We start from the raw sequence: 18,762 nt of genomic DNA on the forward strand, positions 1-18,762 counted from the left end.
TGTTTTTGCTGTCTTCCAGCGGTATCACTACGCCCACACCGGGACTCCTGTTTTCATTGTCGCTTTCGACAATAGGAAGGGGTGTCCCGTGCGGCAAGAGGCGAATTGTCCCGCTTGCTGAAATAGGACAGGAAAAACCGCTGGATGAGGGAATTGATCCGTACCAACGATGCCGTCGTGCTCTCCTTTGCAGAAAGCCTGATGAAGGACGCCGGTATCGCAAGCCTGATCGCCGATCAGGGGATGAGCATTCTGGAAGGCTCGCTCGGCCTGTTGCCCCGCCGCTTCCTGGTCGCCGAAGAGGATGCGGATGCGGCGCGGCGGATCTTGATCGACGCCGGACTAGAGGCGGAGTTGCGACCTTGAGCACTGCCCCCATGTCGGCTGTCGCGACCGAGACCGTTGACGCCTTTCATCGCGGCAAGTTCCACGTTGTCCAGCCGCTTGGTCAGGGGCACCGGTCCGGCATGGACGCGATGCTGCTTGCATCGCTCGTGGCATCGGACCGTCCCTGCCGCGTCGCCGACCTCGGCGCGGGGGCGGGGGCGGCCGGGATGGCCGTCGCCTCCCGCATGGAAAATGCTGAGGTTGTGCTCGTCGAGCGTTCGCCGGTCATGGCGGAATTTGCCCGCCGCAGCCTGGCGCTTGCGGAAAATGCCCGCTTTGCCGGGCGCGTCTCGGTGCTTGAGGCTGACGTTTCTCTCGCCGGCAAGGCGCGCGTCGCAGCGGGTCTTGCAGACGACAGCTTCGATCACGTGATCATGAACCCGCCCTTCAATGATGCGTCAGACCGCAAGACGCCCGATAGCCTCAAAGCCGAGGCGCATGCCATGAGCGAGGGGCTGTTCGAGGTCTGGGTGAAGACATCAGGTGCGATCATGAAGCCGGGCGGGCAGTTGTCGCTGATCGCCCGGCCGGAATCGATTGCCGAGATCATCGCTGCCTGCGGCCGGCGCTTTGGCGGCATCGAGATCACAGCACTTCATCCGCGGGTCGGCGAAAACGCCGTTCGCATCCTGGTGACCGCGATCAAGCAGAGCCGCAAGCGGCTGGTTCTGCGCGCACCGCTGGTCATGCACGAGGAAGGCCATCGGTTTGCAGATCACGTCGATGATCTCAACAACGGCCGCTCCGCCTACCGTCGTCGCTGATTTACCGTATGCGGCATTGTGTTTGCCGCACCAGTGCATACATGGGCATTTAAGGGCCATCACATGGCCATCTGGACGGGACGGGGGAACGCGGTTTTCCACCATTCCGCTCAGAACATGATCGAGCAGGCAGGAGTTGACATGAAGGCGTTCCTCAGACGGATGTTGCCCAGGCGGTTTCGCAAGGAAGGCGTGACGATCCCCGTCATCCGGCTGCATGGCGCGATCATGGCCGGCGGCGGGCAGTTCCGGCCCGCGCTGAACCTCGCGACCGCAGCGCCGCTTCTGGAGAAGGCCTTTGCGGTGAAGGAGGCGCCGGCCGTGGCGATCTCGATCAATTCGCCCGGCGGCTCGCCCGTCCAGTCGCGCCTGATCTATCAGCGCATCCGCGATCTGGCCCAGGAAAAGAAGAAGCGCGTGCTCATCTTCGTCGAGGATGTCGCTGCATCCGGCGGCTACATGATCGCCCTTGCCGGCGACGAGATCATCGCCGACCCGACCTCGATCGTCGGATCGATCGGCGTCGTTTCGGGCGGCTTCGGTTTCCCGGAACTCCTGAAGAAGATCGGTGTCGAACGGCGTGTCTATACTTCCGGCGAGAACAAGGTGATGCTCGATCCCTTCCAGCCGGAAAAGGAAGGCGACATCGTCTTCCTGAAAAACCTGCAGGTCGATATCCACGACACCTTCATCCAGATGGTGAAGGCGCGCCGCGGGCAGATGCTCGCCGACGATCCGGATATCTTTTCCGGGCTTTTCTGGACCGGTCGCCGCGGGTTGGAGCTCGGTCTCATCGACGGCCTTGGCGAGCTGCGCGGCGAGATCAAGAAGCGTTATGGCGACAAGGCGCGCCTCGAGCTCATCCAGCCGGCACGCAGCCTTTTCGGCCGCCGGCAGGCAGGGGCCTCGGTTGCCGGCGCAATCGCAGCCCCCATGGCCGCCTCGACTGCGGCGGGGCTTGCCGAAGCAATCGAGGAAAGGGCATTGTGGGCGCGGTTCGGGCTTTGAGCCCGAGCAGTTCCAGCAGGCGCAGATCCGGCGAAGGGCAAAGCGGGTTTGCGTCCGCAATGGCATAAGTAACAAGATCTAGAGTGTCTCGCCCGCGCGCACTGGCCCGCGCGCACTGGGAGGAAAAATGCCGCAGCTCATCCTGCTCCTGATTGCAGGTTTCATCTTCTGGCTCGGATACCGCAAGTTCGTGGCCGACGCCCAGCGGCTGACCCGTCAGCGCGACAAGGCGCGCCGCGAAGAGCGGACCGGTGCGCAAGGGACGCTCGTTCAGGATCCGGAAACGGGCGAATACCGGCTGAAGCGCGACGACGAATAGGCGCCGTCGCGCCGTAGCGCTTGACCCCTGTCATCAGGCGTGGCACCTGTCCGGCTCATTTTTCTGCAAGACATTCGGACGCGATCCATGACCACTCTGCCTGATCATATGAACCCGAAGCGCTCGTTTCAGGCTCTGATCCTGACGCTGCACAACTATTGGGCCGACAAGGGTTGCGCCGTGCTGCAGCCCTACGACATGGAAGTGGGCGCCGGTACCTTCCATCCGGCAACGACCCTGCGCGCATTGGGCCCGCGTCCCTGGCGCGCGGCCTACGTGCAGCCTTCGCGCCGCCCGACCGACGGCCGCTACGGCGAAAACCCCAATCGTCTGCAGCACTACTATCAATATCAGGTGCTCTTGAAGCCCAATCCGTCCAACCTGCAGGAGCTTTACCTCGGCTCGCTCGAAGCGATCGGCCTGGATCCGCTGTTGCACGATATCCGCTTTGTCGAGGACGACTGGGAGAGCCCGACGCTCGGCGCCTGGGGTCTCGGGTGGGAGTGCTGGTGCGATGGCATGGAAGTCTCGCAGTTCACCTACTTCCAGCAGGTCTGCGGCATCGAATGCTCGCCGGTCTCGGGCGAACTGACCTATGGTCTCGAGCGCCTGGCGATGTATGTGCAAGGCGTCGACAACGTCTATGACCTGAACTTCAACGGCCGCGAAGGTGCGGAGAAGATCAGCTATGGCGACGTCTTCCTGCAGGCCGAACAGGAGTATTCGCGCTACAATTTCGAATACGCCAACACGGCTATCCTGCATCAGCACTTCATCGATGCGGAAGCCGAATGCCAGGCTCTTCTGGCTGCCGGCGCACCGGGCGATCACAGCAACAACCACCTGCACAAGTGCGTCTTCCCGGCCTATGACCAGTGCATCAAGGCGAGCCATGTGTTCAACCTGCTCGATGCCCGCGGTGTGATCTCGGTCACCGAGCGCCAGAGCTACATCCTGCGCGTGCGCACGCTGGCGAAAGCCTGCGGCGAGGCCTTCCTGCTGACCGACGCAGGCGGTGCCAACCTCAACCGGGACGCCGCTTGACCGCTGGGCCCGCAAGCCTTGTCATCCACATCAACGGCTGGCCGGGATCCGGCAAGCTGACGATCGCGCGCCATCTGGCCGAAAGGCTGGGCGCGCGGCTCGCCGACAATCACACGCTGATCAATCCGGCCGAGGCACTGTTTGCGCGCAGCGACCCGCTCTATCGCTCGCTCAGATCCGCGGTTCGCCAAAGCGTGTTCGAACATCTTGAAAAAGCGCCGGGCGAACAGTCCTTCGTCTTTACCGACGCGCTTTCGGACGACGCTGCCGACACGCGCGCCTTCGAGGACTGCGCCGCACTCGCACGAAAACGCGGCGCCCGCTTCGTTGCGGTCGTGATCGATTGCGATGTCGAGGAAAACCTCAAGCGGTTGACACGCGCCGGCCGGCGCAAGCTGCACAAGTTGACCGATCCCGACGTTCTTTTGGGGTTGCGGCGCGCGCACCGGCTGTTGCGCGGCAAAAGCGACCAATTGATCGAGATCGATGTGACCGCGCTTGGTGCTGACGAAGCGGCAGCAGCAATCGCGCAGCGGATCGCTGAACCTTCCGCGGTTAGATGATGAAGGTCGTGCCGGCGACGTTCTTGCAATACGGCTTCATCGTGGGGTAGGCGCCGGTGTAGACCTGACCGGAGTAGGTCTGGAGCGCGCGGCGAACGCCATTCGGACGTTCCGGAGAGTGGGCGCTCGCATAGGCAACGAAGAGCGCCGTAAAGGCGATCACGTTGATGAGAGTTGCGAGCGTTTTCATGATCTTCATTTCGTTTCCGGGGTTGTTCGATAGGTTGACTATCGCTGATTGTCCGTCAGGCCGCCGTTACCATTGGAACAGGATCCGCCGCGTCAGGGCGCCGAGACGGTTCGCGGCGGGAAACACAGCGTTCACCGGAGTGCTTAGGAACTGGGGAGGAGCAGGTTTCTCTGGTCAAAAGCCGCAGAAAGCGCTTTGAAGCTGAGAAGCGAATGCTAATCTCTGCGCGAGTTTTTTGGAGGGTACCCTATGATTGGCCTCGCAATCGGCGTCGTCGTGATCCTGTATCTGGTTTTCGTCTATAACGGTCTCGTCAAGGCGCGACAGGTGGCCGAAGAGGCGTGGTCCGGCATCGACGTGCAGCTGAAGCGCCGCGCCGATCTCATCCCGAACCTGATCGAGACGGTGAAGGGTTACGCCGCGCACGAGAAGTCGACGCTCGAGGAGGTTATCGCCATGCGCAACCGGGCGCAGGCGGTGCCGGCGGGCGACGTCGAGGGACGGGCGCAGGCGGAAGGAGCGCTGTCCCAGGCGCTCGGCAAGCTGTTTGCGCTTGCAGAAGCCTATCCGGATCTCAAGGCCAACGAGAATTTCGCCGAACTGCAGCGCTCCCTGGAGACGATCGAAGGCGAGATCCAGATGTCGCGCCGCTACTACAACGGCGCTGCCCGCGATCTCAACGTCAAGGTCGAGAGCTTCCCCTCGAACCTGATCGCCAATGCCTTCCGTTTCGTCAAGGCTGGCTATTTCGAGATCACCAACGAGGCCGATCGCGCCGTGCCGCAGGTCAAGTTCTGATCCATTCCCGGCCTCGACCCTGAGCGCCGCCAACCTTCCACGCCGCGGTTTCCGCGGCGTCCATCGCATCAAGAGACCCCATTCGATGACCACCGATAGCATGAAGAAGCTGACCATCCTGCCGACCGACCATCCGCTGACCGGCCATGTCCGTCCGCCGGGCTCGAAGTCGATCACCAACCGCGCACTGCTTCTGGCCGGTCTTGCCAAGGGCACGAGCCGGCTGACGGGCGCGCTGAAGAGCGACGACACCCGCTACATGGCCGAGGCACTGCGCGCGATGGGCGTCGAGGTCAGCGAGCCCGACGACACGACCTTTGTCGTGACCAGCACCGGTAAGCTGCTCCCACCGGCGGCCCCCCTGTTCCTCGGCAACGCGGGAACCGCGACCCGCTTCCTGACGGCCGCCGCCGCCCTCGTTGACGGTACCGTCGTCGTCGACGGCGACCAGCACATGCGCAAGCGGCCGATCAGGCCACTGGTCGACGCGCTCGGCACCCTCGGCGTTACGGTGTCGTCCGAAACCGGCTGCCCGCCGGTGACCGTCAAGGGCACGGGCGGTTTCCCGGCCGGCCGCGTCGTGATCGATGCCGGTCTCTCCAGCCAGTATGTCTCGGCGTTGCTGATGGCAGCACCGGGCGCCAAGGGTCCGGTCAGCATCGAACTTGCCGGCGACGAGATCGGCGCGCGCGGCTATATCGATCTGACGGTTGCGGCAATGCGCGCCTTCGGCGCCGAGGTCGAGCAGGTGAGCCCGTCGGTCTGGCAGGTTGCCCCGACCGCGTATCGCGCGGCGGACTATGTCATAGAGCCCGACGCTTCGGCGGCCACCTATCTCTGGGCAGCCGAAGTGCTCACCGGTGGCGCCATCGATCTCGGGGTTCCTGCGAACGCCTTCTCGCAGCCCGACGCGCGCGCTCACGCGGTGATCGCCAGCTTCCCGAACCTGCCCGCCGTGATCGACGGCTCGCAGATGCAGGACGCGATCCCGACGATCGCGGTGCTTGCCGCCTTCAACAACACGCCGGTGCGTTTCGTCGGTCTGGCAAACCTGCGCGTCAAGGAATGCGACCGCGTGCGCGCGCTGTCCTTGGGTCTGACAGCGATCCGGCCCGGCCTTGCCCATGAGGAGGGTGACGACCTGATCGTCTCGTCCGATCCGGCGCTTGCCGGCCAGACCTTGCCCGCCTCGATCGACACCTTCGCCGATCACCGCATCGCCATGAGCTTTGCGCTGGCCGGCCTCAAGATCCACGGTATTGCCATCGAGGATCCCGGCTGCGTCGCAAAAACCTACCCGGCCTATTGGGATGCGCTTGCCTCCCTCGGCGTCGAATTCACCGGCGACCGCCCGTAACGCCCGCAATTGAAAGTCAACGACAGGAAAGCATGATCCGCATGACCCGTCTCGCTGCCGCATTTGCCTTCCTGGTCTTCTTGCTGGCGACGACGGGCATCGGGCGGGCGGAGGAGGTCTTCTCCGCCTACCGCTCCGTCATCGATCTTGCCAAGGACGGCACGATGACGGTGACGGAGACGATCACGGCGACGGTCGAAGGCAACAAGATCCGCCGCGGCATCTATCGCGATCTGCCTTTGACCTTTACCGACGCCAGGGGCAAGCGCAGCAAGGTCGATTTCAAGCTGCTGTCGGTCGAGCGCGACGGCGAAGAAGAGCCCTACCGCACGGAGACGATCAGCGGCGGCATCCGCATCTATACCGGTTCGGCCGAGGTCTTTCTCGATCAAGGCGAACACACCTTCCAGTTCACCTATGAGACCGGGCGGCAGATCCGTTTCTTCGACGACCACGACGAATTCTACTGGAACGTCACCGGCACCGAGTGGGATTTCCCGATCGATGAGGCGAGCGCGACGGTGACCCTGCCGGAGGGCGTGAGGGCAGAAGCGCTCGACTACTTTACCGGCGGCTATGGCGCGACCGGCAAAGACGCCCGCGCCTCGCGCGATGGCCAGGAGATTTTTTTCGCCACCACCCGCCGTCTCGATCCGCGCGAAGGGCTGACGATCGCCATCAAGATGCCGAAGGGCAGCATCGACAGACCGTCTTCTAGCCAGGAGAATGCCTGGTGGCTGCGCGACCATCTCGCACTGATCATCGCCGGTGCCGGGCTCGTCGTCGTCCTGCTCTTCTACAGCCAGGCCTGGCTGCGGGTCGGACGTGATCCGGACCGCGGCGTCATGGTGCCGCGCTGGGACCCGCCCGAGGGCATCTCGCCGGCGCTGGTCAACTACATCGACAACAGGGGATTTTCCGGCGAAGGCTGGACGGCACTGTCGGCGGCAGCACTCAATCTAGCCGTCAAGGGCCACGTGGTGCTCGAAGACCTCAAGAACGCCATCGTCATCGCCGCGACCGGAAAGGGGAGCAGCGACAAGCTGCCGACCGGCGAGGCGGCTGTCATGAAGGCGGTCAATGCCAGCGGCGGCAAGCTCACGATTGACCGCGCCCATGGCACCCGTGTGCAGGCAAACGGCGCCGATTTCCGCAACGCCATGGAGCGCGAGCATCGCGGCAAATACTATCACGCCAACAGCGGTTACATCGTCGCGGGCGTCATCCTGTCGGTGCTGGCGATTGCCGCGGTGTTCATTTTCGGCGATCTCAGCGAGGATAGCCTGCCGCTGGTGATCGTTCCCGTTGTCATCGCCTTCTTCGTCTCGATCCTCGCCGTCGCCTTCGGCAAGTCGCTGCGACGCGAAAGGAGCCTGATGAGCCGGATCATGTCGATCGTGGTCGTCGCCTTCATCGGCTTCGTCGCCTTCACGATCTTCTCGGCGATCCTTGCCGCCGTGTTCTACGAGGCGGCCGAAACCGACGAGCTGCCGCTTTTGTTCGTGATCGGCGCCATCGTGCTCGCCAACGTGCTCTTCTTCTTCCTGATGGGTGCACCGACACCGCTTGGAACACGGATGATGGACGGCATCGACGGGCTGCGCCAGTACATGACGCTTGCCGAGAAGGACCGGATGAACATGCAGGGCGCGCCTGAAATGTCGCCCCGGCACTTCGAGACGCTGCTGCCCTATGCCGTGGCCCTCGGTGTCGAAAAACCCTGGACCGCGACCTTCGATCGCTGGCTGCTTGCCGCTGCGGCGGGTGCTGCCGCGGCGGCTGCCTATCAGCCCGGCTGGTACCACGGCGACGGCTTCGGCTCGAGCACCTTCGGCGACCGCATCGGCGGTTTTGCCGGATCGATGGCCGACACGATGACATCGTCGCTGCCACCCCCGCCGAAGTCGTCCTCATCGGGCTTTTCGACCGGCGGTGGCTTTTCCGGGGGCGGTGGCGGTGGCGGCGGCGGCGGTGGCTGGTGATGCCAGCCGCTCAGACCGCCAAATTCATCGCCGGGCTTGGTGACATTTTTGCCAGAGCTTGCTAAGTCCGCCGCAACCGTCAGGAACAGAAAAAGTCACTCCCATGCCCGATCTTCTTATCGAACTCCGCTCCGAGGAAATTCCCGCCCGCCTGCAGCGCAAGGCAGCCGGCGATCTCAAGAAGCTGCTGACCGATGCACTGGTCGAGGCGGGCCTGACCTATGAGGGCGCGCGCGAGTACTGGACGCCGCGCCGGCTGACCCTCGACATCCGCGGCCTGAACGCCCGCTCGGCCGACATTCGCGAAGAGCGCAAGGGCCCGCGCACCGACGCCAACGAGAAGGCGATCGAAGGCTTCCTTCGCGGCGCAGGCCTTTCGTCGATCAACGAGGCGCATGTCCACAGCGACCCGAAGAAGGGTGACTTCTACGTTGCCCATATCGTCAAGCCGGGCCGCGCCGCCGAAGAGATCATTGCCCAGGCGATGCCGGATATCATCCGCAATTTCCCCTGGCCGAAGCCGATGCGCTCCGGCGTAGCGTCCGCCAAGCCCGGTGCGCTGCGCTGGGTCCGTCCGCTGCAGTCGATCGTCTGCACCTTCGGCTCCGAGACGGACGAGACCAAGGTGATCCCGTTCGAAGTCGACGGCATCGTCGCCTCGAACGTGACCTATGGCCACCGTTTCCATGCGCCTGAGGCGATCACCGTTCGCCGCTTTGCCGACTACGCCGAAAAGCTCGAGAAGGCGAAGGTCGTCCTCGACGGCGAGCGCCGCAAGGAGATGATCCTTGCCGACGCGCGCAACGTCGCTTTCGCCAACGGCCTGGAACTGGTCGAGGACGAAGGCCTGCTTGAAGAGGTCTCCGGCCTCGTCGAATGGCCGCAGGTGCTGATGGGCAGCTTCGAGGATGCCTATCTCGAAATCCCCTCGGAAATCATCCGTCTGACGATCAAGACCAACCAGAAGTGCTTCGTCACCCGCGCGCCGGGGGCAGACACGCTCTCCAACAAGTTCATCCTGATCTCGAACATCGAGGCGAAGGACGGCGGCAAGGAGATTGTGCACGGCAACGGCAAGGTCGTGCGTGCGCGGCTCTCCGACGCCGCCCATTTCTGGCACCGCGACCAGGGCAACCTGCCGGATCTCGAAACGCTTCAAGCGTCGGCCACCAAGTTCGCTCTCGATCTGAAGAAGCCGCTCGACCAGCGCATGGCCAAGCTCGATGCCTTGAACGTGACGTTCCATGCCAAGCTCGGAACGCAGGGCGAGCGCGTTGCGCGCATCCGGGCCATTGCAGCCGAGCTTGCCAAGGTGACCGGTGCGGACGCAGCATTCGTCGACCGCGCCGTCGTGCTCGCCAAGGCCGATCTGCGCACCGAAGCTGTTGGCGAATTCCCCGAGCTTCAGGGCGTCATGGGCCGCAAGTACGCGCTGCTGCAGGGCGAGAACGGCTCTGTCGCAACGGCAATCGAAGACCACTGGAAGCCCAACGGCCCCTCCGACCGCGCGCCGACCGATCCGGTGGCGGTAACGGTGGCGCTTGCCGACAAGCTCGACACGCTCGTCGGCTTCTGGGCAATCGACGAGAAGCCGACCGGCTCGAAGGACCCTTACGCGCTGCGCCGTGCAGCATTGGGTGTCATCCGCCTGATCCTCGAAGGCAAGGCGCGCCTCGCGCTGCTTCCGGCATTTGAGACGGCACTCGTTGCGCTTCGCGCGCAGAAGCCGGAACTTTCGGCCGACGTCTCGGCCGATCTGCTCTCCTTCTTCCATGACCGTCTGAAGGTCTATCTGCGCGACCTCGGCGCCCGTCACGACCTGATCGATGCGGTGCTGACGGCGGATGCCGACGATCTCTTGATGATCGCCCGCCGCGTCGAGGCGCTGACCGCCTTCATCTCGGACGAGGAGGGCCGCAACCTGCTTGCCGGCACCAAGCGCGCCACCCAGATTCTCGCCGCCGAGGAAAAGAAGGGCACGACCGTCGCCGACGCCGTCGATCCCGGTCTCTTCCGTCTCGACGCGGAAAAGGCGCTGCACCAGGCTGTTCAGGCCGCTTCCGGCGAAGCGGGCGACGCGATCGCCAGGGAGGATTTCCGCTCGGCGATGGAGGCGCTTGCAAAGCTGCGCCAGCCGGTCGACCAGTTCTTCAACGATGTGCTGGTCAATGATGACGATGCGGCGATCCGCGCCAATCGCCTGGCGCTGCTCGGTCTGATCCGTTCGGCCATCGGCAAGGTTGCCGACTTCTCCAAGATCGCGGGCTAAGACATTTCGCCTGCCGCCGGATCTTCGGCGGCATCTGAGGTCCCCTCACGCACGAACGTTCAAGCGGGTTGCCGCCGCGCGCCCTATATCCTGTCTCCATCAACACGATGGAGACAGCCGATGGACAACGCACCGACGACCCGCAAGCCGATCAATTTCGCCGAAAAGCTCACGCTCTTCAGCGATCAGTGGCAACCGCGCGTCATTGCCGAACTCAACGACTACCAGTTCAAGATCGTGCGCATCGAGGGCGACTTCATCTGGCACGATCATCAGGACACCGATGAAGCCTTCATCGTCCTTGAGGGCACCTTGCGCATCGATTTTCGCGATGGCGCCGTGACGCTCGGTCCCGGCGAAATGTACGTCGTGCCGAAGGGCGTCGAGCACAAGCCCTATGCGGAACGCGAGGTGAAGATGCTACTGATCGAGCCGCGCGGCACGCTCAACACCGGCCATGAGGGCGGAACACGCACCGCGGAAAACGATCGCTGGATCTGATGCGCCTGCCTACCCATGTCACCATCGCGCTTGAAGGGAACGAGACCTCGGAGTAGGAGGGACACATGCCTGCAAAAATCCTCGTCAGCGCCTGTCTCATGGGTCATGCCGTCCGCTACGACGGACAGTCGAAGCCGCTCGTGCATCCGGCGATCGATCGCTGGCGCGCCGAAGGCCGGCTCGTGACTATCTGTCCCGAAATGTCGGCGGGCATGCCGGTGCCGCGGCCGCCTGCCGAAATCGCTGCCGGCGCCGTCGGCAAGGATGTGCTGGCCGGCCGGGCGAAGGTGGTCGAGGTCAACGGCCGCGACGTTACAGGGGACTTCGTCCAGGCCGCCGAGAACGCGTTGAGGCTAGCCAGGGAAACGGGCTGTCGCTTCGCGCTGCTGATCGATGGCAGCCCGTCCTGCGGGTCCGGTTTCGTCTATGACGGCAGCTTTTCAGGCGCCCGCCATCCGGGGGAGGGCGTGACCGCAGCGCTTCTTTCGGACAATGGGATCGAAGTCTATTCCGACAGGCAGATCGATGGATTGGTGGCGCGGATCGACGCTCTGGACGAGCGCTGACGGCCTCACAAAAAGATTGCGCCCCCGCTTCTCTCAGGGGCGCAATCTCTCGCTGTGCAGCGAACGCCCGTCAGCCTTGGTTGCAGGGGACAGCTGAGCGGGGCAGGGAACTTTCCCGATAGAAGCCTATTTTAGCCGAAGTTCGAGAGCGGACGGATCAAAATCCTGTGAGCCTTCCTCGATCACGGGTGCGCTGGAAAGCGAAGCGCCGACCGGCGTGACCGCCGCCGTCTTGGAAGTGTGGTCGACCCGGAGCATTTTCGGATCGTCGGCAACCGCGTTTTCGACATCGGCGTTGGTCGCAAGCGTTACCGTTTCGGAAGGGTCGGCTTCGGGTTCGGCCTGGGCGATGACTTCTCGCGACGGCTTGCTGACGAAGACCACCGGCGAACCGCCGAGCCAGGCTTCGGTGCGCACCACCTTCATCTCGCCGTTGATCTTCTTGAGCTCGATCGTTTCGTCGCCAGCGGCAATCGTCGGCACGACATAGGTTGATTTCTTTTTCGATTGGAGCGGTGGGCAGGCGGTGCAGGAGACCGTTGCGACGCTGTTGTTGGGCGTCGTGCCGGAAGCAATCGTGTCGATGGAGGACGCCTGCGCGTTGCCGGCGGCAAGGCCGAGGATGGTGGTGATCAGCAACAGGCGCATCGGTTCTCTCCCGCGTTGTTGGCGGCAAGAATATGCGCTCTCCCTTACTTTCCCGTCAGGAGAATTGGTAAAAATTGAATGATCCGGGCAGGTTGCGCGCGGTCGGATTACGCCTTTTCGCGGGCAACCGCGCGCCAGCCGATATCGTGCCGGTAAAAGCCGTTGTCCCAGGAAACGGCCGCAACCGCCGCATAGGCCCGGTCCTTGGCAGCACCTGCGGATTTGCCGGTTGCGGTGACGTTGAGCACGCGGCCGCCGGTCGCAACGAGGGCGCCGTCCTTCAGCGCTGTGCCGGCATGAAACACCTTGGTGGTGTCGGAGGCGTCGGGAACGGCGGCGATCGGCGTGTTCTTGGCATAGCTTCCCGGATAACCTTTGGAGGCCATCACCACCGTCAGCGCCGTCTCGTCATGCCACTCGATCGCCATGCCTGCGAGCGTTCCGGTCGCGGTGGCATGGAGCAAGGGCAGGAGATCGCTCTTCATGCGCATCATCAGAACCTGGCATTCCGGATCGCCGAAGCGGACATTGTATTCGATCAGTTCCGGACCCTTGGCGGTGATCATCAGGCCGGCAAAGAAGACGCCCGAGAAGGGATGTCCGCTTTCGGCCATGCCGCGCATCGTCGGTTCGATGATTTCCTTCATCGTGCGTTCGATCATCTCAGGCGTCATGACCGGAGCCGGGGAATAGGCGCCCATGCCGCCGGTGTTCGGCCCTGTGTCGCCGTCGCCGACGCGCTTGTGGTCCTGGGCGGACGCCAGCGCCAGTGCCGTCGTGCCGTCGCAGAGGCAGAAGAAGCTCGCTTCCTCGCCGTCGAGATAGGCCTCGACCACCACTTCGGCGCCGGCAGCGCCGAAGGCGCCGGCGAAGCAGTCGTCGACGGCCGCGAGCGCCTCGTCGAGTGTCATGGCAACCGTCACGCCCTTGCCGGCAGCCAGTCCGTCCGCCTTGATGACGATCGGGGCGCCCTGATCGCGCACATAGGACTTCGCGCTCTCGGCATCGCTGAAGCGGCCATAGGCACCGGTCGGGATGTCGTAGCGGGCGCAGAGATCCTTGGTGAAGCCCTTGGAGCCTTCGAGCTGTGCCGCGGCCGCCGAGGGGCCGAAGACGGCGAAACCGGATGCGCGCAGCACATCGGCGAGCCCCGCGACCAGCGGACCCTCGGGTCCGACGACAACGAAGTCGATCGCCTGAGCTTTGCAGAAGTTCGTGACGGCTGCGTGGTCCTCGGTGTCGAGCGCAACGATATCAGCTTCTTCGGCGATACCGGGATTGCCCGGCGCGGCATAAAGCTTGGTCAGTTTCGGCGACTGCGCGATCTTCCATGCCAGCGCGTGTTCGCGCCCACCCGACCCGATCAGAAGAACCTTCATTGCAGCCCCCGACATCCCGAAATTGCTGCGCTGCGGTTAGGACGACAGGGCGGCGAGGTCAAGCGGAAACGGGACTTGAGGCGGCAAATCCCGCAATTGACCGGGTTCAGGCGATGGCTTGACGGTTGTGCGTGTCGTCTTGCCCCTCATCGCCGGCGTAACGGGCCGTGCGTGTCAGAGCCCAGATCGCGAGATCCTCGATCGGCAGCGGCTTGCTGATAAGGTAGCCCTGGAACAGGTCGCAACCGGCGGCCGTCAGCATCGAGAGTTTTTCCGGCGTGTCGATGCCTTCGCCGACGACGGCGACATCCTTGGCGTGGCAGAGCGCAATCAGCGCCCTCAGCACCGGCAGCGACTGCGAAGCCGTCAGGTTCGACACCAGCGCCCGGTCGAGCTTGATGGTGTCTGCCGTGTATTCGATGATCTGCTGGACGGACGTATAGCCCGCGCCGAAATCGTCGATCGACAGGCGGAAACCCCTCTGTCGCAGCGCGTCGATGTTGCGTCGCAGCTGGTCGCTGAACTTGATGGCGAAGGTTTCGGTAAGTTCGATCTCGATCGATCTCGCCTCAAGACCGTGCCGCTCCAGGCATTCGGAGAAATGCTCGGCGATCGCCTTGGAGTGCAGTTCGGCGGAGGATATGTTGATCGCCAGCACTGTTTCCGGGCCGAAGAGGGCCTTCAGCTGCCCGCAATCCGACATCGCCTGGTTGATGACCCACCAGTCGATCTTGGTAAACAGGCCGGAGCTTTCGGCGATCGGGACGAATTCATCCGGCGTGACGTTGCCGAGAACCGGGGAATACCAGCGCAGCAGCGCTTCGCAGCCCGTCACACGGCCTTCCGTGTTCACCATCGGCATGTAGACCAGGTGGAACTGCTCGTCCGGATCGAGAGAACGCAGCTCGTCCTGGATCTGGCGCAGCCGGGTGCGCTTGTCGTGAAGGGCGCGCGAGAAGCGGGCGGAGCGGTTCTTTCCGCTGACCTTCGCCTGGTACATTGCCGCATCGGCATTCGAGATCAGTTCGGCAAGATTGGTCGCATCGTCAGGGCAGATGGCCGCGCCGATGCTGGCCGTGACCGGATAACGCTTGTCGGTGACCTCGAAACCGTCCTCGAACAGCGAAAGGATGGCGCCGGAGATTTCCCTGACCGTGCCGTCGCCCGGCCGCGAGCGCACCAGCACCGCGAATTCGTCGCCCGAAAGGCGCGCAAGAATGGCGGGCTTCTGTCCGCGCCGTTCGGTGATGGCATCGACGCGCTCGGCGATGCGGGTCGCCAGCGTCTTTAGGAGTTCGTCGCCGATCTCGTGGCCATGCTTGTCGTTGACGAACTTGAAGTTGTCGATGTCGATGAAAAGCAGGCTGCACTTCTCGCCGGCTGCGATCGCCTCGCGCACAGCGCCAGCCGCAAGCGCATTGAAATGCCCGCGGTTGCTGATGCCCGTCAGGGTATCGGTCCAGGAGCTGCGCTGCACAAGCTTCAAGGACTGCACCGACTGGCGGTGCAGCTCGCGGATATTCTCCGTCAGCCGCCCGATCTCGCCCTTTTCGTCCATGTTGCGGATCTCGTCGCGCGCACCAACCATGACTGCCATCACATTGGCGTCGAGGGTGGCGATCGGATCGGTGATGAAGCGGCGGATCAGCATGATGATCAGCCAGATCGAAAACAGGCTGAGCGCGACGGCGCCAAGCCCCAGCAGAAACCGCTGGCGGGCCATCAGCTGTTCGAAATGGTCGCCCGAAACGGTGAGCGTGGCGTAGAGGGACGGCCCGAGATAGACGCTTGCCGAAAGGTCGTCGGTGATCGCGAGCGGCCAGGGCTGCAGAACGATGTCGGAGCCGTACTCCTTCTTCAGCGCCTGCTGCATGTCGAGGAACCGGTCCGGCTGGATGGCGACCTGCACGAGCAGCGCGCTTGATTTCTTGCTTGGCAGCGGGCGGGTGAAGGCAACCGGGTCGAGGAAGAAGGAATAGACGATGCGCGGCCTCTGGCCGGCATCATAGAGATAGGTCCAGTCGGCGAGCTTGTCTTCGCGGATCAGGCGACGGGCGAGGTTGAGCTGGGCTTCGTCGATCTGGGCGAAGGGATCCCAGCTGTTTTCGAAATAGTATTCGGATTTCAGATCGGAGCTCAGGAGCGAAAGCGAGACATAGTCTGTCGGATCGTCGAGCAGCGACTTGACGCTCTCCTGCAAGCGCACGCCAAGCGCGTTGGCGCGGTAGCTCGCATCCGTTTCGGAAACATACTGGCGCAGCGAATTGCCATTGAGAAGGGCGTTCAGGAAGCCCTTGCTTCTGCCGATTTCGTTCTGGAAGACGGCGGCCGCATGCTCGAGGCGCTGCGACAGCTTGGCGTGTTCGAGCGCGCGGATCGAGCGGCTCTGCGTGACGTGGACCGAGACGGCCGCCAGCAGATAGCCGGCAAGCACCACGGGAAAGATCAGGATGAGCGCGCGTTTGCCGAGGTTCACTGGAAATTCGCCAATGTGCTGATGATGCGTCGGCGCAGGAGCACCGACTCTGTGGACAGTTCCTGCTGGTACTGGCTCTTGGCCAGGATATCGGAGGGCGGGTAGATTGCGGGGTCTGCGCGGACGGCTTCGGGCAGAAGCTTATAGGCCGCCTTGCTGGCCGTCGGCATGTTGAGGGCGAGCGCATTGGCGGCGGCACTTCCGGGCGATCCCAGATAGTCGAGCAGCGCCAGCGCCCTGTCCTTGTTTTGAGACTTTGCGACCACCGACATGCAGTCAAGCCAGGAGAGCGTGCCTTCCTTCGGGACGGCGTAGCGCCAGACGCCGGGCGTGCCGGCCTTGTCGTTAAGGACGTGCTGGTCGCCGCTGTAGCCGAGCGCCATGTAAATGTCCTTGCTGACCGCCGGGTTCTGGATCGAGCTGATGATGTATTCGTAGGTCAGAACCGAGGGTGCCTGTTCCTTCATCAACGTGAAGGCGGCCTTCAGCGTGGCGCTGTCATTGGTGTTGATCGACTGGCCGAGCAGCATCAACGGGGCGACGAACGCCTCGTTGTGATCGTCGTACATTGCGACATGCTTGGCGAGTGCGGCAGTCGGGCGCATCAGGTCCTGCCAGGAGGTCGGCGGCTGAGAGACGACGTCCGAGCGGTAGAGAATGCCCATCGTGCCCCAGAGATAGGGCAGGCCGCTGCCGGAGCAGCGCTTGCGCCAGGTTTCGTCGTAGTCCCTGAGCGATGCGACGTTGGTCTCGTCGACCTTTTCGAGCACGCCTTTGCGCCCGAAAAGCGCGGCGCTGTTTTCGCCGGTGACCACGAGGTCGACCCGGCTGTTCGGGTCGGCCAGCACCTCGTCCCGGGTGTCGCCGCTGTCGTAGTAGACCTGGTGGACAGCGACGCCGGTGATCGACGACCAGCGGTCCAGGATCTTCTGGTCGATGTAGGATTCCCAGATCAGGAGATTGAGCGTCTCGGCCCTCGCCGCCGTCGCAAGAAGCAACGTCGCCAGAAAGGCGGAAATCGCCGTTCGCCCCTGCATAGTTTCACCCCTGCCAAGCCCCGATGGACGACCGTAGCGCGCAAAAATTGATGAATGATTACGTAGGGCTGCGAGGAGGATGCGGGTGCTGTCCACCGCTCAAAAAGGCAATGAAAAACCGGGCGCCGCGTCCGGCGCCCGGTGGAGGTTTAGTCAGGAATTTCTGCCCGCACCGGCTACTTTGCCGGAAGCCTTGGCAAGAGGATCGTCAGGATGCCGAGCAGCGGCAGGTAGGAGCAGATGGTGTAGACGAACTCGATGCCCTGCCTGTCGGCGAAGATGCCGAGCACGGCTGCACCCATGCCGCCGAAGCCGAAGGCAAAGCCGAAGAAGACGCCTGCGATCAGCCCGACGCGTCCAGGCACCAGCTCCTGGGCGAAGACCACGATCGCCGAGAAGGCCGAGGAAAAGATCAGGCCGATGACGACGGAAAGCACGCAGGTCCAGAACAGGTTCGCATAGGGCAGCATCAGCGCGAAGGGGATGACTCCGAGGATCGAGAACCAGATCACGAAGCGGGCGCCGTAGCGGTCGCCGATCGGGCCGCCAAGGAAGGTTCCAGCGGCCGCAGCCCCCAGGAACAGGAACAGCATCAGCTGTGCCTGCTGCACCTCGACGCCGAACTTCTCGATGACGAAGAAGGTGAAGTAGCTGGAGATGCTCGCCATGTAGACGTTCTTGGTGGCGGTCAGAAGCACGAGCACCGCAACGGCCCAGATGACCCGGCCCTTCGGCAGGGGAAGCGCACGGCTCGGGGCGGAGCGGCTCATGGTGGTGCGGCGGTGGCGGACATACCAGGTGCTGACCCAGGAGAGCACGAAGAAGCCGACGATCGCGACGATCGAGAACCAGCTGAGGCTGCCCTGGCCGAAGGGAATGACGATGAAGGCGGCGAGCAGCGGCCCCATGGCGCTGCCGGCATTGCCGCCCACCTGGAACAGCGACTGCGCCAGGCCGTGGCGACCGCCCGAGGCGAGGCGGGCGATGCGGGAGGATTCCGGATGGAAGATCGCCGAGCCGACGCCGATCAGGCTCGCCGCGACGAGCAGCACCCAGAATTCATGGGCGTTGGCGAGCAGGATCAGGCCGCTGCAGGTCGACAGCATCGCAAGCGGCAACGAATACGGCAGCGCCCAGCGGTCGGTGATGATGCCGACGGCGGGCTGCAGCATCGATGCCGTCAGCTGGAAGGTGAAGGTCAAAAGGCCGATCTGCACGAAATCCAGCGAGTAGTTCGCCTTGAGCAGCGGGTAAAGTGCCGTCAGCAGCGACTGCATGATGTCGTTCAGCATGTGGCAGAAACTGACGGCGAGGATGACGGTGAAGGCCGTCTTTTCCGGGGTGATCCCCGTGGTTGAAGTCACTGAAGACATGGATGTTTCCCTGCCGTCTGAAAAGGATGTGGGCGGCGTGGGCTATCTCTACTTGGCTTGCGATTGGCCTGCTTTTGTGATGTGGTCGAATTCTTTCGTGA

Annotated in this window: 18 protein-coding genes; 12 read left to right on the plus strand and 6 right to left on the minus strand. The window is 63.5% G+C overall.

All coding sequences use genetic code 11. The annotated features are described in order from the left end of the window. Positions 1-144: 144 nt before the first annotated feature. The 6 genes from VGO12_RS00625 (at position 145) to VGO12_RS00650 (ending at position 4,085) form a co-directional block, all read left to right on the plus strand. Complete coding sequence (locus tag VGO12_RS00625; protein WP_327510822.1) at positions 145-366, plus strand: DUF2007 domain-containing protein; 222 nt, start codon at positions 145-147, stop codon at positions 364-366. An 11-nt stretch (positions 367-377) separates the two neighbouring features. Then, the gene (locus VGO12_RS00630; RefSeq protein WP_327510852.1) at positions 378-1,151 is read left to right on the plus strand and encodes a tRNA1(Val) (adenine(37)-N6)-methyltransferase; all 774 of its coding nucleotides are present in this window, start codon (positions 378-380) and stop codon (positions 1,149-1,151) included. A 141-nt stretch (positions 1,152-1,292) separates the two neighbouring features. Then, positions 1,293-2,159 (plus strand): S49 family peptidase, encoded by an 867-nt coding sequence (locus tag VGO12_RS00635; RefSeq protein WP_327510823.1) that lies wholly within the window; start codon positions 1,293-1,295, stop codon positions 2,157-2,159. Positions 2,160-2,286: 127 nt separating this feature from the next. Then, on the plus strand, positions 2,287-2,478 hold the full coding sequence (locus VGO12_RS00640; RefSeq protein WP_327510824.1) for a hypothetical protein: 192 nt from the start codon (positions 2,287-2,289) through the stop codon (positions 2,476-2,478). A gap of 87 nt (positions 2,479-2,565) precedes the next feature. After that, positions 2,566-3,522 (plus strand): glycine--tRNA ligase subunit alpha, encoded by a 957-nt coding sequence (locus VGO12_RS00645; protein WP_327510825.1) that lies wholly within the window; start codon positions 2,566-2,568, stop codon positions 3,520-3,522. Continuing rightward, positions 3,519-4,085 carry an AAA family ATPase gene (locus tag VGO12_RS00650; protein WP_327510826.1) on the plus strand — a complete coding sequence of 189 codons (567 nt, stop codon included), beginning with the start codon at positions 3,519-3,521 and terminating at the stop codon, positions 4,083-4,085. Before VGO12_RS00645 ends, VGO12_RS00650 begins: the two co-directional genes overlap by 4 nt. On the opposite strand, the gene VGO12_RS00655 is transcribed toward VGO12_RS00650, so the two are convergent. Next, the gene (locus VGO12_RS00655) at positions 4,078-4,284 is read right to left on the minus strand and encodes a hypothetical protein (protein ID WP_414650651.1); all 207 of its coding nucleotides are present in this window, start codon (positions 4,282-4,284) and stop codon (positions 4,078-4,080) included. The two genes, VGO12_RS00650 and VGO12_RS00655, sit on opposite strands and share 8 nt — an antisense overlap. A gap of 240 nt (positions 4,285-4,524) precedes the next feature. Here VGO12_RS00655 and VGO12_RS00660 point away from each other — a divergent pair, with 240 nt between their 5' ends. The 6 genes from VGO12_RS00660 to VGO12_RS00685 all read left to right on the plus strand — a co-directional run bounded on the left by VGO12_RS00660 (position 4,525) and on the right by VGO12_RS00685 (position 11,748). Beyond that, entirely contained in the window at positions 4,525-5,073 is a 549-nt protein-coding gene (locus VGO12_RS00660; RefSeq protein ID WP_327510827.1) for a LemA family protein, read from the plus strand. An 85-nt stretch (positions 5,074-5,158) separates the two neighbouring features. Next, a complete protein-coding gene (gene aroA, locus VGO12_RS00665; RefSeq protein WP_327510828.1) occupies positions 5,159-6,430 on the plus strand; it encodes a 3-phosphoshikimate 1-carboxyvinyltransferase in 1,272 nt (423 codons plus the stop codon). Between the two features lie 41 nt (positions 6,431-6,471). Next, a complete protein-coding gene (locus tag VGO12_RS00670; RefSeq protein WP_327510854.1) occupies positions 6,472-8,412 on the plus strand; it encodes a DUF2207 domain-containing protein in 1,941 nt (646 codons plus the stop codon). Between the two features lie 103 nt (positions 8,413-8,515). Continuing rightward, positions 8,516-10,681, plus strand: coding sequence for a glycine--tRNA ligase subunit beta (gene glyS, locus VGO12_RS00675; protein WP_327510829.1), 2,166 nt, complete (start codon positions 8,516-8,518; stop codon positions 10,679-10,681). Between the two features lie 120 nt (positions 10,682-10,801). Next, the gene (locus tag VGO12_RS00680; RefSeq protein ID WP_327510830.1) at positions 10,802-11,182 is read left to right on the plus strand and encodes a cupin domain-containing protein; all 381 of its coding nucleotides are present in this window, start codon (positions 10,802-10,804) and stop codon (positions 11,180-11,182) included. A 65-nt stretch (positions 11,183-11,247) separates the two neighbouring features. Beyond that, the gene (locus VGO12_RS00685; RefSeq protein WP_327510831.1) at positions 11,248-11,748 is read left to right on the plus strand and encodes a DUF523 domain-containing protein; all 501 of its coding nucleotides are present in this window, start codon (positions 11,248-11,250) and stop codon (positions 11,746-11,748) included. A gap of 126 nt (positions 11,749-11,874) precedes the next feature. Here VGO12_RS00685 and VGO12_RS00690 read toward each other — a convergent pair whose 3' ends face one another. From VGO12_RS00690 to VGO12_RS00710, 5 genes are all read right to left on the minus strand, one after another. Next, positions 11,875-12,396, minus strand: a complete 522-nt coding sequence (locus VGO12_RS00690; protein WP_327510832.1) for a plant virulence effector HPE1-like domain-containing protein — start codon at positions 12,394-12,396, stop codon at positions 11,875-11,877. A gap of 107 nt (positions 12,397-12,503) precedes the next feature. Then, on the minus strand, positions 12,504-13,775 hold the full coding sequence (gene purD / locus VGO12_RS00695) for a phosphoribosylamine--glycine ligase (RefSeq protein ID WP_327510833.1): 1,272 nt from the start codon (positions 13,773-13,775) through the stop codon (positions 12,504-12,506). Between the two features lie 106 nt (positions 13,776-13,881). Beyond that, on the minus strand, positions 13,882-16,251 hold the full coding sequence (locus VGO12_RS00700; RefSeq protein WP_327510834.1) for a putative bifunctional diguanylate cyclase/phosphodiesterase: 2,370 nt from the start codon (positions 16,249-16,251) through the stop codon (positions 13,882-13,884). Then, positions 16,248-17,288 carry a spermidine/putrescine ABC transporter substrate-binding protein gene (locus VGO12_RS00705; protein ID WP_327510835.1) on the minus strand — a complete coding sequence of 347 codons (1,041 nt, stop codon included), beginning with the start codon at positions 17,286-17,288 and terminating at the stop codon, positions 16,248-16,250. Before VGO12_RS00705 ends, VGO12_RS00700 begins: the two co-directional genes overlap by 4 nt. Positions 17,289-17,464: 176 nt before the next feature. Then, positions 17,465-18,661 (minus strand): MFS transporter, encoded by a 1,197-nt coding sequence (locus VGO12_RS00710; RefSeq protein ID WP_327510836.1) that lies wholly within the window; start codon positions 18,659-18,661, stop codon positions 17,465-17,467. Positions 18,662-18,762 lie beyond the last annotated feature (101 nt).

This window comes from Ensifer sp., assembly GCF_035999135.1.
GTDB lineage: Bacteria > Pseudomonadota > Alphaproteobacteria > Rhizobiales > Rhizobiaceae > Ensifer.

Coding starts and splice junctions, on each gene's coding strand:
- VGO12_RS00690 (WP_327510832.1), bottom strand. CDS start 12,396: ATGCGCCTGTTGCTGATCACCACCATCCTCGGCCTTGCCGCCGGCAAC.
- aroA (WP_327510828.1), top strand. CDS start 5,159: ATGACCACCGATAGCATGAAGAAGCTGACCATCCTGCCGACCGACCAT.
- VGO12_RS00710 (WP_327510836.1), bottom strand. CDS start 18,661: ATGTCTTCAGTGACTTCAACCACGGGGATCACCCCGGAAAAGACGGCC.
- VGO12_RS00645 (WP_327510825.1), top strand. CDS start 2,566: ATGACCACTCTGCCTGATCATATGAACCCGAAGCGCTCGTTTCAGGCT.
- purD (WP_327510833.1), bottom strand. CDS start 13,775: ATGAAGGTTCTTCTGATCGGGTCGGGTGGGCGCGAACACGCGCTGGCA.
- VGO12_RS00680 (WP_327510830.1), top strand. CDS start 10,802: ATGGACAACGCACCGACGACCCGCAAGCCGATCAATTTCGCCGAAAAG.
- VGO12_RS00705 (WP_327510835.1), bottom strand. CDS start 17,288: ATGCAGGGGCGAACGGCGATTTCCGCCTTTCTGGCGACGTTGCTTCTT.
- VGO12_RS00685 (WP_327510831.1), top strand. CDS start 11,248: ATGCCTGCAAAAATCCTCGTCAGCGCCTGTCTCATGGGTCATGCCGTC.
- VGO12_RS00655 (WP_414650651.1), bottom strand. CDS start 4,284: ATGAAGATCATGAAAACGCTCGCAACTCTCATCAACGTGATCGCCTTT.
- VGO12_RS00630 (WP_327510852.1), top strand. CDS start 378: ATGTCGGCTGTCGCGACCGAGACCGTTGACGCCTTTCATCGCGGCAAG.
- VGO12_RS00660 (WP_327510827.1), top strand. CDS start 4,525: ATGATTGGCCTCGCAATCGGCGTCGTCGTGATCCTGTATCTGGTTTTC.
- glyS (WP_327510829.1), top strand. CDS start 8,516: ATGCCCGATCTTCTTATCGAACTCCGCTCCGAGGAAATTCCCGCCCGC.
- VGO12_RS00635 (WP_327510823.1), top strand. CDS start 1,293: ATGAAGGCGTTCCTCAGACGGATGTTGCCCAGGCGGTTTCGCAAGGAA.
- VGO12_RS00625 (WP_327510822.1), top strand. CDS start 145: ATGAGGGAATTGATCCGTACCAACGATGCCGTCGTGCTCTCCTTTGCA.
- VGO12_RS00670 (WP_327510854.1), top strand. CDS start 6,472: ATGACCCGTCTCGCTGCCGCATTTGCCTTCCTGGTCTTCTTGCTGGCG.
- VGO12_RS00640 (WP_327510824.1), top strand. CDS start 2,287: ATGCCGCAGCTCATCCTGCTCCTGATTGCAGGTTTCATCTTCTGGCTC.